Below are 15527 nucleotides of genomic sequence, written 5' to 3'. Positions count from 1 at the left end.
CACATTCATTTAGTGTCACACGTCACATAACGATTAAATAACGAACCATCTCTGACCTGCGGAGCGATCGCTCGGTGGCTGAAAATATGCCGTGAACTGCCGTGATTGTCGGCGGGTGAAAAAGGGGATCGGAAAAGGCCTTTGTTACCCGTCGGAATACTCGTGAGTATACCGAGGGGTCAGGTCTGAACATGAGGAATCCCTCACTTTTGTGTGCCATGATGGTGCTCACGAACACGTCGATGGTGTCTCGAAGCCGAGACATGATCCCTGAAGTGATTGTCCAACAGGCGCGTTCGCAAAACAGTGCAACCAGAGGGCCAGGCCGGCGAACACCCGGGTGAGGTCGCGATACCGCATGTCCGGGGTCGGCTCGGGTTGCCATACATCACGAAGCCATCAGGAGGCCATGTGACCGTCGATCACCACCGCACCGGAGCCGGCGCCGCCCACAGTGGGCGCGCCACGCAGACACTGATCGACCGCCTCACCGGCGGCGAACCGTACGCAATCAGCTTCGGCGGTCAGGGCGCGGCATGGCTGCCGACCCTCGCGGAACTGGTGATCGACGCCGACCTCGAGCATCGCATCGCGGCGATCGTCGATGCCGCCGAGCGTCTCGTCGAGCCGGTCGCCGAGCAGGTCACCATGGCCCGCCCCGACGGCTTCCACCCGCTGACCTGGGTCCACGCACTCGACGCCGAAGAGACCGTGCCGGCCGAGGCCGAGCTCGCCGACTTCACCCTGTCCGGGCCTGGCGTCCTGCTGACCCAGCTCGCCGCGATCGAGTCCCTCAAGAAGCAGGGCCTCGACACCGCGCAGATCACCCCGGCCGCCGTGATCGGCCACTCCCAGGGCACCCTCGCGACCGGTGCGGTCGGCGTCAACGGCGAGATCGCCGAATCCGGTCAGGGCGGTCTCCTGGCGATCGCGCACCTGATCGGCGCCGCGGGCACCATCGTCGCCCGTCGTCGCGGTCTGGCCACCGCCGGCGACGGCACCCCGATGCTGGCGGTCACCGGCATCCGTCCCGAGCGCATCGACGCCCTCCTCGCCGACTACCGCGCCGGTCTCACCGGCGCCGAGCTCGAGACCGCTCCGGTCGTGGCGATCCGCAACAGCCGCACCTCGGTGGTCCTGTCCGGCGCCCCCCGTCACCTCAAGGGCTTCGCCGCCCACTGCGAGAAGGTTGCCGCCGAGGAGGCCGACGAGCGCAAGCGCAAGGTCACCGGCGGTGCGCCGTTCGACCCGACCTTCGACCACCTGAGCGTCAGCGTCGCCTTCCACCACCCGGCGATGGCCGCCGCGGTGGACCTGGTCTCCGAGTGGGCCCGGGTCTGCGGCATCGACGTCGAACTCGCCGCCCGCTTCGCTCGCGAGATCCTGGTGGAGACCGTCGACTGGGTCGGCACCGTCGATTCGGCCGTCGCCGCCGGCGCCTCCTGGATCCTCGACCTCGGTCCCGGCGACCTCGCCACCCGTCTGGCCTCGCCGCTGGTCCGTGGCCAGGGCGTCGGCCTGGTGGCCGCTGCGACCCGTGGCGGACAGCGAAACCTGTTCAGCCCCGGCGGAATCCCCGAGGTGGCCCGACGCTGGAACGAGTTCGCGCCCAGCCTCGTCGAGCTGCCCGACGGACGCCAGGTGGTCGAGACCGCCTTCACGCGTCTGACCGGCCGTTCGCCGATGCTGCTGGCCGGCATGACCCCGACCACCGTCGACCCGGCGATCGTCGCCGCCGCGGCCAACGCCGGCCACTGGGCCGAGCTCGCCGGCGGTGGCCAGGTCACCGAGGCGATCCTCGCCGACAACGTCGCCAAGCTCACCGAGCTGCTCGAACCCGGCCGTCAGGCACAGTTCAACTCGCTGTTCCTCGACCCCTACCTGTGGAAGCTGCAGCTCGGCGGCAAGCGCCTCGTGCAGAAGCACCGCGCCCAGGGCGCCCCGCTGGACGGCGTGATCGTCACCGCCGGTATCCCCGAACTCGACGAGGCCGTCGCGCTGGTCGACGAGCTCGTCGAGGCCGGCCTGCGCTACGTCGCCTTCAAGCCCGGCACCGTCGAGCAGATCCGCTCGGTCATCCGGATCGCCGCGGAGGTCCCGCACCACCCGGTGATCGTGCAGATCGAGGGTGGTCGCGCCGGTGGTCACCACTCCTGGGAAGACCTCGACGACCTGCTGCTGTCGACCTACGGTGAGCTGCGCGCCCGCCCGAACGTCGTGATCTGCGTCGGCGGCGGCATCGGTACCCCCGAGCGCGCCAGCAGCTACCTCACCGGCGCCTGGGCCACCGAGCACGGATTCCCGGCCATGCCGCTCGACGGCATCCTGGTGGGCACCGCCGCGATGGCCACCAAGGAGGCCACCACCGCTCCCGAGGTCAAGCAGTTGCTGGTCGACACCGTCGGTTGTGACGAGTGGATCGGTGCCGGTCGCGCCACCGCCGGAATGGCCTCGGGCCGAAGCCAGCTCGGCGCCGACATCCACGAGGTCGACAACGCCGCCTCGCGCTGCGGTCGCCTGCTCGACGACGTCGCCGGTGACGCCGACGCCGTCGCCGAACGCCGCGACGAGATCATCGCCGCGATGGCACCGACCGCCAAGCCCTACTTCGGCGACGTCGCCGACATGACCTACCACGCCTGGCTCGACCGCTACGCCACCCTCGCGGTGGGCGACGCCAACGACGACCAGCTCCCGTGGGCCGACATCACCTGGCAGCAGCGCTTCGTCGACATGCTGCGCCGCACCGAGGCCCGGATGAACCCGCAGGACTCGGGCGAGATCCCCACCATGTTCGCCGAGGCCACCGCCGTCGCCGATCCGCATGCCGCGATCGACGCCCTCGTCGGTGTCTACCCGTCGGTCGAGGTGGATCTGCTGCATCCGGCCGACGTCGCGTTCTTCCTCGAGCTGTGCCGCACCCCCGGCAAGCCGGTCAACTTCGTCCCGGTGATCGACAAGGACGTCCGCCGCTGGTGGCGCAGCGACTCGCTGTGGCAGGCCCACGACGCCCGCTACCCGGCCGACGCCGTGTGCATCATCCCCGGCCCGGTGGCCGTCGCCGGTATCACCCGGGTCGATGAGCCGGTCGGTGACCTGCTCGACCGCTTCGAGGCCCGCGTCGTGTCCGATCTGTCGGCGGCGGGGGAGACCCCGGTGCCGGTGGAGTCGCGCAAGCAGGCCGGACTGGTCGAGGCCGACGGCGCGCTGACCACCGTGCTCGAGGCCGACGACGTCAACTGGGCCGGCCGTATGGTGCCGAGCCCGATCGCACGACTCGGCGACCGCGATCGCTGGACCGTGATCTCCGGCGAGCGCGCCGAGCACGAGCCGTCCGGCGCGGTGCTCGAGCACATCACCGAGGACCGTTTCGACCTGGTCGTGCCGATCTCCGGTACGTCCGTGCGTATCCCGCTGCTGGTCGACATCTCCCTGCGTGACGGCGGCGCCCCGCGGGTGCTCGCCGACGACGCCTCGACCGCGATGCGCGAGATCCTCACCGTCGCCGCGGGCGGGTCCCTCGCCCCGGTCACCGGGGGAGTGTCCACCACCACCGTCGCCTGGCAGCCCGACTCGGTCGCCGACCACGCCGCGGTGACCGGCTACACCCTGCCGGCGCATCTGCACCCGACCACCCCGGCGCAGCCCTACGGCTTCGCCGTCCCCGACACCCTGGTCCGCTCCTGCTGGCCGAGCGTCTTCAGCGTCATCGGTGCGGCCACCACCGACGCCGGACTGTCGGTGGTCGAGGGCCTGCTCGACCTGGTGCACCTCGACCACGCCGTCGAGGTCACCGGTCAGATCCCGGCTGCGGCAACCGAACTCGTCGTCACCGCCACCCTCGGTGCGGTCGCCGACACCGAGGTCGGCCGCGTCGTGGAGGTGTCGGTCGACATCCGTGACGGTGACACCCCGGTCGCGGTGATGGCCGAGCGCTTCGCCATCCGCGGCCGCCTGGGCGAGGCCGAACTGGCCGACCCGGCACGTGCCGGTGGCGCCCTCGACGACGAGCGGTCGGCCACCCGCAAGCCGCTGCGCATCGCCACCATCACCGCCCCCGCGCGGATGCACGGCTTCGCCGCGGTCTCCGGTGACCGCAACCCGATCCACACCGATGCCTCGGCCGCCAAGCTGGCCGGTCTCGGTGACCCGATCGTCCACGGTATGTGGCTGTCGGCGGCCGCGCAGCAGGTGGTGACCGCCACCGACGCGAAGAACCCGCTGCCGTCGCCGCGTCCGCTGCTCGGCTGGACCGCCCGCTACCTGGGCATGGTGCGCACCGGTGACGAGATCACCGTGCGCGCCGACCGCGTCGGTCTCGACGCCGGCCGCGAGGTCGTCGAGGTCACCTGCAAGGTGGGCGACGACCTGGTGATGAGCGCGACCGGTCTGCTCGCCGCCCCGCGTACCGTCTATGCCTTCCCCGGACAGGGCATCCAGCACAAGGGCATGGGCCTCGACGCCCGGTCGCGGTCCAAGGCCGCCCGCGAGATCTGGGACCGTGCCGACAAGCACACCCGCGCCGCACTCGGCTTCTCGATCCTGGCCGTCGTCCGCGACAACCCGACCACCCTGGTCGCCGGTGGCACCACCTACCACCATCCCGACGGGGTGCTGTTCCTGACGCAGTTCACCCAGGTCGCCATGGCCACCCTGGGTGTCGCGCAGATCGCCGAGCTCAAGGAGGCCGGGGGCTTCGTCGAGGGTGCCATCACCTGTGGCCACTCGGTCGGTGAGTACAACGCCCTGGCCGCCTGCGCCGGTGTGCTGCCGCTCGAGGCCGTCCTCGAGGTGGTCTTCCAGCGTGGCGAGGCGATGCACCACCTCGTCCCGCGAGATGCCAAGGGGCGCAGCGACTACCGTATGGCCGCCATCCGTCCGAGCCAGTTCGGCCTGGACGACGCGCAGGTCACCGACTTCGTCGCCGGGGTCGGCGCCGAGGTGGGCGAGTTCCTCGAGGTGGTCAACCTCAACCTGCTCGGTTCGCAGTACGCGATCGCCGGCACCGTCAAGGGCCTGGAGGCCCTCGAGGCCGAGATCGAGCGTCGCCGTCTGGAATTCGGTGGCCGCCGTTCGTTCATCGTGGTGCCCGGCATCGACGTGCCGTTCCACTCCACCGTGCTGCGCGCCGGTGTGCCGGAGTTCCGCGGCAAGCTCGACGCCCTGCTGCCCGAGCAGATCGACCCGGAGATCCTGGTCGGCCGCTACATCCCGAACCTGGTGCCGCGCCTGTTCAACCTGGGCCGCGACTTCGTCGCCGAGATCGCCGCGCTGGTCCCCTCGGACCCGCTGGATGCCGTTCTCGCCGATTGGGATTCGTGGGCCGCACGCCCCAGCGATCTGCTGCGCGTGGTGCTGATCGAGCTGCTGGCCTGGCAGTTCGCCAGCCCGGTCCGCTGGATCGAGACCCAGGAACTGCTGTTCGCCGGCTCCGAGCGTGACGGGCTGGGTGTGCAGCGCTTCGTCGAGATCGGTGTGAAGGGTGCCCCGACCCTGGCGGGTCTGGCCACCAACACCCTCAAGCTCGACCAGTACGGCTCGGCGACCACCGAGGTGGTCAACGTCGAACGCGACAGCGCGGTCATCCTGGCCCAGGACTCCGCTCCGGAGCCCGAGGCCGACGAGCCCGCCGACGCCGCACCCGCGGCCGAGACAGCCACCGCCGCACCGGTTCCGGCCGCAGCGCCGGCCGTCGTTCCCGCCGCGGCCGCAGGCCCGCGTCCCGACGACATCGCCTTCGGCCCCGCCGATGCGGTCAAGTCCGTGATCGCGCTGTGGACCAAGATGCGGACCGACCAGATCGGTACCGCCGACACCATCGAGGCACTCTGTGACGGTGTGTCCTCGCGGCGCAACCAGCTGCTGCTCGACATCGGCGGCGAGCTCGGGCTCGGCGCCATCGACGGTGCCGCCGAGGCCGACATGGCCGCACTGGCATCCACCGTCAGCAGCCTGGCCCGCGGCTACCGTCCGCTCGGCTCGGTGCTGACCGACGCCGTCGGCGACCAGATCCGCAAGGTGATCGGCCCCACCGGCAAGCGCCAGGGCTACATCACCGACCGTGTCACCGGCGTGTGGCAGCTCGGCCCCGGCTGGGGTCTGCACACCACCGTCGCCCTGGCCCTGGGTACCCGTGAGGGCGCAAGCGTCCGTGGCGGCGACCTCGGTGACCTGCTCGACGGCGCGGTCGCCAACACCGACGCCCTCGACGCACTGATCGACCGTGCGGTCACCGCCGCCGGTGCCGCCCGCGGGATCGCGGTGGCCAAGCCGGCCGCCGAATCCGGTGGCGGGGCCACCGTCGACGCCGCTGCGCTGGGTGAGTTCACCGAGCAGATCACCGGTCGCGACGGGGCCCTGGCCTCGGCCGCCTACACCGTGCTGTCCAAGCTCGGCCTGGCCGAGGAACTCTCCACCCCGGAGAACGTCGAGGACCCGAACGCGGTGATCGCCGCACTGGTCAGCGACGAGCTCGGTTCGGACTGGGCCCGCACCGTCGCCCCGGCCTTCGACGAGGCCAAGGTGGTGCTGGTGGACGACCGCTGGGCCAGCGCCCGCGAGGATCTCGCCCGCATCTGGCTGACCGAGGCCACCGAACTGGAGGCCGGTCTCGACGCCCGTGTGGCCGGATTCACCGGCACCGGCGCCACCGTCGCCGAGCACGCCGGCTGGTGGCAGGCCAAGGCCGCCGCTGCCGGGAACCCGGTGCACGAGCGCGCCTTCGGCGAGATCGTGTCCGCCGCACAGGCACCCGGGACCGGTCGCTGGAGCAACGAGGTCGCCGTGGTGACCGGCGCCAGCAAGGGCTCGATCGCCGCATCGGTGGTCGGTGGCCTGCTCGCCGGTGGTGCGACCGTCGTCGCCACCACCTCGCGTCTGGACTCCGGTCGCCTGGCCTTCTACAAGGAGCTCTACCGCACCCATGCCCGCCACGACGCCGCCCTGTGGGTGGCCCCGGCGAACATGGCCTCCTACACCGACATCGACGACCTCGTCGCCTGGCTGGGCGGCGAGCAGACCGAGAACCTCGGCGGCACCACCGCGGTGGTCAAGCCGGCGCTGAAGCCGACGCTGCTGTTCCCGTTCGCCGCCCCGCGCGTCGCCGGTGATCTCACCGACGCCGGCGGTCGCGCCGAGCTGGAGATGAAGGTGCTGTTGTGGTCGGTGGAGCGGCTGATCGCCGGTCTGTCCGACATCGGCGCCGACCACGATCTCGCGGCCCGTCTGCACGTCGTGCTGCCCGGATCGCCCAACCGCGGTCTGTTCGGCGGTGACGGTGCCTACGGCGAGTCCAAGGCCGCCCTCGACGCGCTCACCAACCGGTGGGCCGCCGAGGACTGGGGTTCACGGACCACGCTGGCCCACGCCCTGATCGGCTGGGTCAAGGGCACCGGTCTGATGGGCCACAACGACGGGCTCGTCGACGCCGTCGAGGCCGCCGGGGTCCGCACCTGGACCACCGAGGAGATGGCCACCAACCTGCTGGGGCTGTGCGAGGCCAACACCCGCGCCACCGCCCGGGAGACCGCGGTCACCGCCGACTTCACCGGTGGGCTCGACCCGTCGATCGACCTGAAGGCGCTGGCCTCGCAGGCCGCCGACGCCGCCGGCCCCGACACCGATGAGGCCGTCGACGCCGACGAGCAGATCACCGTCGCGGCGCTGCCGGCACCGGCCCGCGCCAAGCAGGGACTGCGTCCGGAGTGGGCGCCGATCGACGCCCGCCCCGAGGACCTCGTGGTGATCGTCGGCGCCGGTGAGCTCGGGCCGTACGGCTCGGCGCGCACCCGCTTCGAGATGGAGGTCGACGAGAAGCTCAGCGCCGCAGGTGTTCTGGAACTCGCCTGGAACACCGGCATGATCAACTGGGACACCGCGCCCAAGCCGGGCTGGTACGACACCGAGTCCGGTGACCCGGTCGCGGAGTCGGAGATCGCCGAGCGGTACCACGATGCGGTGGTCGAGCGCTGCGGTATCCGCCGCTACGCCGACGACGGTGCGATGATCGACAACACCTCGCCGCTGATGACCTCGGTCTTCCTCGACGAGGACCTCACCTTCACCGTCGCCTCGGAGGCAGAGGCCCGGGCCTTCGCCTCGGCCGAGCCGGGCAAGACCCGCGTCGTCGCCGACGAGGAGACCGGCGAGTGGAAGGTGACGCGCCTGGCCGGCACCGAGATCCGCGTGCCGCGCAAGTTCGCCCTCACCCGCACCGTCGGCGGTCAGATCCCCACCGGCTTCGACCCCACCCGCTGGGGCGTGTCGGCCGACATGGTCGAGTCCATCGACCGGGTCGCGCTGTGGAACCTGGTCGCCACCGTCGACGCCTTCCTCTCCTCGGGCTTCACCCCGAGCGAGCTGATGCGCTGGGTGCACCCGGGTCTGGTCGCCAACACCCAGGGCACCGGCATGGGCGGCATGACCTCGATGCGCGAGCTGTACATCAACACGCTGCTCGGCGAGGCCAAGGCCAACGACATCCTGCAGGAGGCGCTGCCGAACATCGTCGCCGCGCACGTCGTGCAGTCCTACATCGGCAGCTACGGCGCGATGATCCACCCGGTCGCCGCCTGCGCCACGGCCGCGGTGTCGGTCGAGGAGGGTGTGGACAAGATCCGCCTCGGCAAGGCGCTGTTCGCGGTGGCCGGCGGATTCGACGACCTCGGCATCGAGGGCATCGTCGGATTCGGTGACATGTCCGCCACCGCGGAGTCGGCCAAGATGGCCGCCCGCGGGATCGACGAGCGCCGCTACTCGCGGGCCAACGACCGTCGGCGCGGAGGCTTCGTCGAGTCCCAGGGCGGCGGCACGATCCTGCTCGCCCGCGGTGACGTGGCCGCGCAGATGGGCCTGCCGGTCCTCGGTGTGGTCGCCTGGGCGCAGAGCTTCGGTGACGGTGTGCACACCTCGATTCCGGCCCCGGGCCTCGGTGCCCTGGGTGCGGCCCGCGGTGCCACCGACTCGCCGCTGGCCTGCGCGCTGAGCGCACTGGGTGTGGGCGCCGACGACGTGGCGGTGGTGTCCAAGCACGACACCTCCACCCGCGCCAACGATCCCAACGAGTCCGAGCTGCACGAGCGGCTGGCCGGTGCGATCGGTCGCGGTGACGGTGCCCCGCTGTTCGTGGTGTCGCAGAAGTCGCTGACCGGACACGCCAAGGGCGGTGCGGCGGCCTTCCAGCTGATCGGGCTGTGCCAGGTGCTGCGCGACGGCGTCATCCCGCCGAACCGCAGCCTGGACTGCGTCGACGAGAAGATGCGCGAGTACCCGCACCTGGTGTGGCCGCGCGAGACCCTGCGGATGGGGGAGCGGTTCCCGCTCAAGGCCGGTCTGCTGACCAGCCTCGGCTTCGGGCATGTGTCCGGGCTGATCGCGGTGGTCCATCCGGAGGCGTTCATCGCCAGCCTGCCCGAGGCCCAGCGCGAGGTCTACCGCACCGCGGCCGCCGAGCGTGAGCGCAACGGCAACCAGCGCCTGCTGGAGGCCATGTGCGGTGGCGAGGCCGCCTACCGTCGTCCGGCGAACCGCCGCTTCGACGAGGCCCTCGACGAGCACGACGCCGAGGCCGGCCTGCTGCTCGACCCGTCGGCACGGCTGTCGGCGACCGACGCCTACGCCACCCCGGGATACGCGGGCTGACCATGGCAGTGCTGGGAATCGGGATCGACATCGTGTCCGTCCCGGAGTTCGCCGAGCAACTCACCCAGCCGGGTACGACGTTCGCCGACCGTTTCACGGTCGGCGAGCGTCGGGACTCGGCGGCGGGCACCGGCGACGACGCGCGGCATCTGGCCGCGCGGTGGGCGGCCAAGGAAGCCGTGATCAAGGCGTGGTCGGTGAGCCGATTCGCGCGGACCCCGCTGTTGCCGTTGATCCGGCACAGCGACATCGAGGTGGTCACCGACAACTGGGGCCGACCGGCCGTCCGGCTGGCCGGCGAGATCGCCGAGCACCTCCGGGACACCCGCGTGCACGTCTCGCTGACGCATGACGGCCCCAGCGCCGCGGCCGTGGCGATCCTCGAGGAGTGATGCGGCCTGCGGGAGGCGTCCGCCGGTTCAGGCCGAGGCCTCCTCCAGGAGGAGATAGCCGGCGAGCATCCGCTTGAGTTCGGCGACGGTCTCGTCGTGGTCGTGGCCGTCCTGCACCGAGAAACTCAGCAACGAGTAGGCGGTGTGCACCAGGACCTGCGACATCATGTCGCGCCGGTCGCGCTGCGACGGGGTCAGCGGTGCGATCAGGCGTGAGACCTGTTGCGCCAGAACGAGTTCGTTCTCCGAAGCGGTGGCCCGGGTGGCTGGGGTGGACTGCACCGCCAGCCACACCGCGCGCCGTGACGGATCGTCTCGCCACAGGGCGGCGAGATGGTCGAGGAACTTCTCGAGCAGCGCCGGCCACTCCAGCGACGGCACCTCGGTGGCGAACTCGGTGAGCTCCTCGCGCACGGCGACGGTGTCCTGGCGGTCGAGCTCGCACACGATCACGTACTTGTTGGCGAAGTACTGGTAGAGCGTGCCGATCGGCACCTCGGCGCGTGCGGCGATCTCCTCACAGGTGAGGGATTCGAATCCGACGTCGATCAGCAGTTCCCGCGCCGACGACAACATCGCCGAGAACTTGCGTTTGCTGCGTTCCTGCGTCGGTCGTTTACGGGGGACCAGGGGCTGGGGGGTCATGTGACTGGCGGGCTCATCCGGTGGGAAGGGTGCGCGGTCGGGGATCAGACCGACAGGTCACGACGCAGTTTGGCGACGTGCCCGGTGGCGCGGACGTTGTACTGGGCCTCGGCGACGGTGCCGTCCTCGGCCACCAGGAACGTCGAGCGGATCACGCCGGTGACGACCTTGCCGTACAGCTTCTTCTCGCCGAACGCACCCCACTCGGTGAGCACCGTCTTCTCCGGGTCGCTCAGCAGCGGGAAGGTCAGGCCCTCCTTCTCGATGAACTTCTCGAGTTTGGCGGGTTTGTCCGGTGAGATCCCGACCACCGCGATCCCGGCGTCGTTCAGCTCGGCCAGGTTGTCGCGGAAGTCGCAGGCCTGCTTGGTGCATCCCGGGGTCGACGCGGCGGGATAGAAGTAGACGATCACCTTCTGTCCGGCGTAGTCGGACAGGGAGACCGGGTTGCCATGGGCGTCCGGCAGGGTGAACGCCGGGGCGCGGTCGCCCACCTCGAGACGCTGAGTACCTGACATGACGCTCAGGCTAGCCCATCGGAGACCACGTACGGTTGCGGCGATGGCGTAGCCTTGTGATGCATTTCGCTGTGCTGTGCCTCGAGCCGGGTGTCTTCGCCCGGCCCTTGGTGTGTCGGGCGGATGTGACAGGGCGTCTCGCCAACCTTTTCATCTCTCTGGGAGGACCACGTGGCCGGGGATACCGACCGTATCGAGCAGGACATCGCGAAGGCCCGCGAAGACCTGGCCAACACGCTCGACGAGCTGGCTGCGCGCGCCAATCCGCAGCGGCTGGCCGACGACGCCAAGGCCACCGCGCTGGCGACACTCAACAAGCCGCCGGTCAAGTACACCCTGGTCGGTGTCGGGGCGGTCGTCGCGCTCCTCGTCATCCGCAGGATCATGGCGTGATCCCCGCGCGGGGCCATCGTGCCCGAAACGCGCTCCTCCTACTCACCGTCGGCGCCGCTGTGACCGTTATGCCAGGTTGCACGGCGTCGTCGTCGTATCCGGACACGGTGGGTGACGTGCCGGCGCTGAGTTCTCTGGGGCAACCGACGATCGATGTGACCGGGTGGGGCAACCGTCCGGTCCGCGACGATGCGGTGGGTGTGATGCCCGGTGCGCCGCTGACGGTGACCGCTCACGAGGGCGGCCTGACGTCGGTGACCGTCACCGGGCCCGACGGTCCGGTCGCGGGCTCGATGTCGTCCGACGGCTCCACGTGGACCGCCACCGACGGACTCGACTTCGGCACGCACTACACGCTGACCGCCGCGGCCGACGGTGTGCAGGGGACCGGCGCACGCAAACTCGGGTTCTCCACGGCCTCGGCGGATTCGACGGCGAGTGCGACCAGCGTCACCGACGACGGCGAGACCGTCGGCGTCGGGCAGCCGGTGATGATCAACTTCGATCAGCCGATCACCGACAAGAAGAACGCGCAGCAGGCGATCACCGTCACCACCGATCCGCCGGTGCAGGGGGCGTTCTACTGGGTCAACGACTCGATGGTGCGGTGGCGTCCGGAACACTTCTGGAAGCCCGGCACCAAGGTGAGTGTGAAGGTGAACACAAAAGGCATCGACCTCGGTGACGGCGTGTACGGCGACAACACACTGAACACGCACTTCACGGTGGGTCGCAGCTTTGTCGCGGCCGCCGACGACAAGACCCACATGATCACCATCACAGTCAACGGCAAGGTGGTGAAGACCATGCCGACCTCGATGGGCAAGGACTCGACCCCCACCAACAACGGCACCTACATCGTGGCCGAGCGGGAGCCGAGTGTGATCATGGACTCATCGACCTATGGTGTCCCGGTGAATTCGGCCGGCGGCTATCGCGAGGTGGTCTATGACGCCACCCGGATCTCCTACAGCGGCATCTATGTGCACTCCGCGCCCTGGTCACTGGGTGATCAGGGGGTCGACGACGTCAGCAACGGCTGCCTCAACGTGAGCCCGGAGAACGCCGAATGGTTCCTCCAGCACGCCAAGCGTGGCGACATCGTCACCGTCGAGAACGCCGTCGGACCCACCTTGCCGGGGGATGACGGACTCGGTGACTGGAACGTCCCGTGGTCGGTCTGGTCGAAGGGCAACGCCTGAGCCAACACCGCGGATTGCGCCCAAAACCCGTCCTGACCAGGCGATTTCATATCTCGGCAAACTGTCATGTAATGTTCTCTTCGGCTCAAGGAGCGGAACGCGGAGCCAAGGCCAAGCGCCATTAGCTCAATTGGCAGAGCAGCTGACTCTTAATCAGCGGGTTCGGGGTTCGAGTCCCTGATGGCGCACCGACGGGAAACCCCCGCCACCGGAAATCACCGGCGGCGGGGGTTTTCTCGTACTCGGGTACCGGTGTCCGTCGGATCGGTGTCGGGTGACGGCATCGGGGTGACGGCAACGGAGTGGGGGAGCCGGGCGGCGCGACGGCTCCGGTGGATCGATCCTCGTCTCGGCCTTGCGAACTCGCCGGAGTTCTCGACCCGTGCGCGACGACGCCGCGCGGGACGGCTGAGACCCGGGCGGTCCCGCGTTCGGACCCGCACCGACCATCGAAGGGCGGCCGGTCCGACGTCGCCGCCTCCGGCGGCGGTACCGGGCAGACCGAAGCAGACAGACCGAAACGGGCATCACCGGCGCGCGCAGTGGCGTAAACGGTCGCGGCTGACAAGGATGGACAACCATGGGAGCTCTCGACAAGGCAGGGTCAACACCGCCACCACCGCCGCCGCCATCGTCGTCGCCGGCGAAGGTCCAGACCGGCTGGCCGTCGTGGGCCAAGAAGACGGTCTGGACGGTCATCCTCATCGCGGTGGTCGTCGCGGCCTACTTCATCCTGGCCGCGTTCCTGCCGCGATGGTGGGCGCAGCGGGTGGGCAACATGGCCGCCGAGAGCATGGGGCAGGGGATTCTCACCGGCCTCGGATTCGGTCTGGTGTGCACCCTGGTGACGCTGCTGTTCCTGTTCCTGGCGTTCGGTGCCCGACGCTGGTCGCGGCGCAAGTTCTTCGTCCCGGCGTTCCTGATCCTGGCCATCGTCGTGTCGATCCCCAACCTGCTGACCCTGGGGATCGTGCTCGGCGCGGGTAACGGGGCGCACGCCGGTGAACGGATTCTCGATGTCCAGGCGCCCGGATTCCGCGGGGCGACGCTGATCGGCGTGATCATCGGTGCGGTGGTCTTCGCGGCCATCACGCTCGTCGGATTCCAGATGCGTCGCCGGCCCGCGAAGGGGGCCGATGCGCCCGCCCCGGCCACCGGAGGCCCGACCGACACCCCGACGCCGCACTAGACATCGCCCGGTATGTCGGACTGGTTCTGCGAAATCTCCTGGTAGCATCGTCGGCAGGCATGGACGCCCCGCTGTGCACGGGGCGTTCATTCATGTCGGCTCACGTCATCTCATCCGCGCCGGACCCCCGGCGCGGACCCCGGATGTCATGCGGCCGACCGACTCGGGCATTCCCGAGTTCTCGTACACTCTGGGTGCGAGGCAGCAGGTCAGTTGTGGGCCAGACAGTGGTGGCCCCGTGAGGTTTTGGAGTGACATGGGGAGCAATCGGACTCGGCATCGGTCTCGGTCGATGGTGTTGGTCGTCGGGGTCTTGATGGCCGTCGTCGCCCTGGTCACCTCCTGCTCGCAGGAAGCCTCCTATTCCAGCGACGTCTCGAGCTCGGTGCTCTTCGACGATCTGCTCAAGCCGGGCCTGACCATCACCGAATGGGGCGAGAAGCCGCTCGTCGACGACGCCGTCGGCGTGCAGCCGGGCGCCCCGATCACGGTGAACGCCAGCGAGGGTGCGCTGACCAACGTCCGTATCAACAAGGCCGACGGATCGCAGCTGACCGGCACCATGTCCGACGACGGTGCCAGCTGGACCAGCGCCGAGGCGCTCGGTTACAACCGCTCCTACACCCTGACCGCCGACGCGGTCGGTGTCGGCGGCGCCAGCACCAAGAAGGTCAGCTTCACCACCCGAGCCCCCAACAGCCTCACCCAGGCCTACCTCACGCCCAGCAACGGTGAGACCGTCGGCGTCGGGCAGCCCGTGGCGGTGAAGTTCGACGAGTCGATCCCCGATCGCAAGGCCGCCCAGCAGGCCATCAAGATCACCACCAACCCGCCCACCGAGGGTGCCTTCTACTGGATCAGCGACTCCGAGGTGCGGTGGCGCCCCAAGGAGTACTGGAAGCCGGGCACCACCGTCAGCGTCGCGGTGAACACCTACGGCATCGACCTCGGTGACGGCCTGTTCGGACAGGAGAACGTCAAGTCGACGTTCAAGGTGGGTCGCTCGATGATCATCACCGCCGACGACAAGACCAAGCAGGTCTCGTTCGTGCAGAACGGCAAGACCATCCGCACCATGCCGACCTCGATGGGCAAGGACTCCACGCCCACCGACAACGGCGTGTACCTGGTGTCGGACAAGCACGACAACATCATCATGGACTCGTCCACCTACGGTGTTCCGGTCGGTTCGGCCGACGGATATCGCACCCCGGTCGACTATGCGACCCGCATGTCCTACAGCGGAATCTTCTTCCACTCGGCCCCGTGGTCGGTGTGGGCGCAGGGCAACACCAACACCAGCCACGGATGTCTGAACCTGAGCCCGGAGAACGCGTTGTGGGTCATGAACAACACGCTGCGCGGTGACCCGGTGGTCGTGAAGAACACCGTCGGCGGGGAACTGCCGGGCACCGACGGCCTCGGTGACTGGAACATCCCGTGGGAGAAGTGGTCCAAGGGCAACGCCTGATCACCGACGCCGCCGACACAGACGACGCAGGGGCGCGACCGGAGAATTCCGGTCGCGCCCCTGCGTCGTCTGTGTCGG

Annotated in this window: 8 protein-coding genes and 1 tRNA gene; 7 read left to right on the top strand and 2 right to left on the bottom strand. The window is 69.6% G+C overall.

Annotation, left to right across the window (positions count from 1 at the left end):
- The first annotated feature begins 411 nt into the window (after positions 1-411).
- Positions 412-9639 (top strand): type I polyketide synthase, encoded by a 9228-nt coding sequence (locus GD1_RS01580; protein ID WP_059035207.1) that lies wholly within the window; start codon positions 412-414, stop codon positions 9637-9639.
- 2 nt (positions 9640-9641) lie between these two features.
- Positions 9642-10031, top strand: a complete 390-nt coding sequence (gene acpS, locus GD1_RS01575; RefSeq protein WP_059035205.1) for a holo-ACP synthase AcpS — start codon at positions 9642-9644, stop codon at positions 10029-10031.
- Positions 10032-10058: 27 nt separating this feature from the next.
- Here acpS and GD1_RS01570 read toward each other — a convergent pair whose 3' ends face one another.
- Entirely contained in the window at positions 10059-10676 is a 618-nt protein-coding gene (locus tag GD1_RS01570) for a TetR/AcrR family transcriptional regulator (protein ID WP_020793435.1), read from the bottom strand.
- A gap of 44 nt (positions 10677-10720) precedes the next feature.
- Positions 10721-11194, bottom strand: a complete 474-nt coding sequence (bcp, locus tag GD1_RS01565) for a thioredoxin-dependent thiol peroxidase (RefSeq protein WP_053776119.1) — start codon at positions 11192-11194, stop codon at positions 10721-10723.
- Positions 11195-11365: 171 nt separating this feature from the next.
- On the opposite strand from bcp, the gene GD1_RS01560 reads away from it, so the two are divergent.
- The 5 genes from GD1_RS01560 (at position 11366) to GD1_RS01540 (ending at position 15449) form a co-directional block, all read left to right on the top strand.
- On the top strand, positions 11366-11587 hold the full coding sequence (locus GD1_RS01560) for a DUF3618 domain-containing protein (protein WP_020793436.1): 222 nt from the start codon (positions 11366-11368) through the stop codon (positions 11585-11587).
- Positions 11584-12789: a L,D-transpeptidase gene (locus GD1_RS01555; protein ID WP_059035204.1), complete on the top strand. Its 1206-nt coding sequence runs from the start codon at positions 11584-11586 to the stop codon at positions 12787-12789. The genes GD1_RS01560 and GD1_RS01555 overlap by 4 nt, the downstream gene beginning before the upstream one ends.
- 115 nt (positions 12790-12904) lie before the next feature.
- Positions 12905-12977, top strand: a tRNA-Lys gene (locus GD1_RS01550).
- A gap of 392 nt (positions 12978-13369) precedes the next feature.
- A complete protein-coding gene (locus GD1_RS01545) occupies positions 13370-13978 on the top strand; it encodes a hypothetical protein (RefSeq protein ID WP_083533780.1) in 609 nt (202 codons plus the stop codon).
- Between the two features lie 256 nt (positions 13979-14234).
- A complete protein-coding gene (locus tag GD1_RS01540) occupies positions 14235-15449 on the top strand; it encodes a L,D-transpeptidase (RefSeq protein WP_059035202.1) in 1215 nt (404 codons plus the stop codon).
- Positions 15450-15527 lie beyond the last annotated feature (78 nt).

The sequence above is a fragment of the Gordonia desulfuricans NBRC 100010 genome, assembly GCF_001485495.1.
Taxonomy (GTDB): Bacteria; Actinomycetota; Actinomycetes; order Mycobacteriales; family Mycobacteriaceae; genus Gordonia; species Gordonia desulfuricans.
This window is presented reverse-complemented; position numbering and strand designations above follow the sequence as displayed.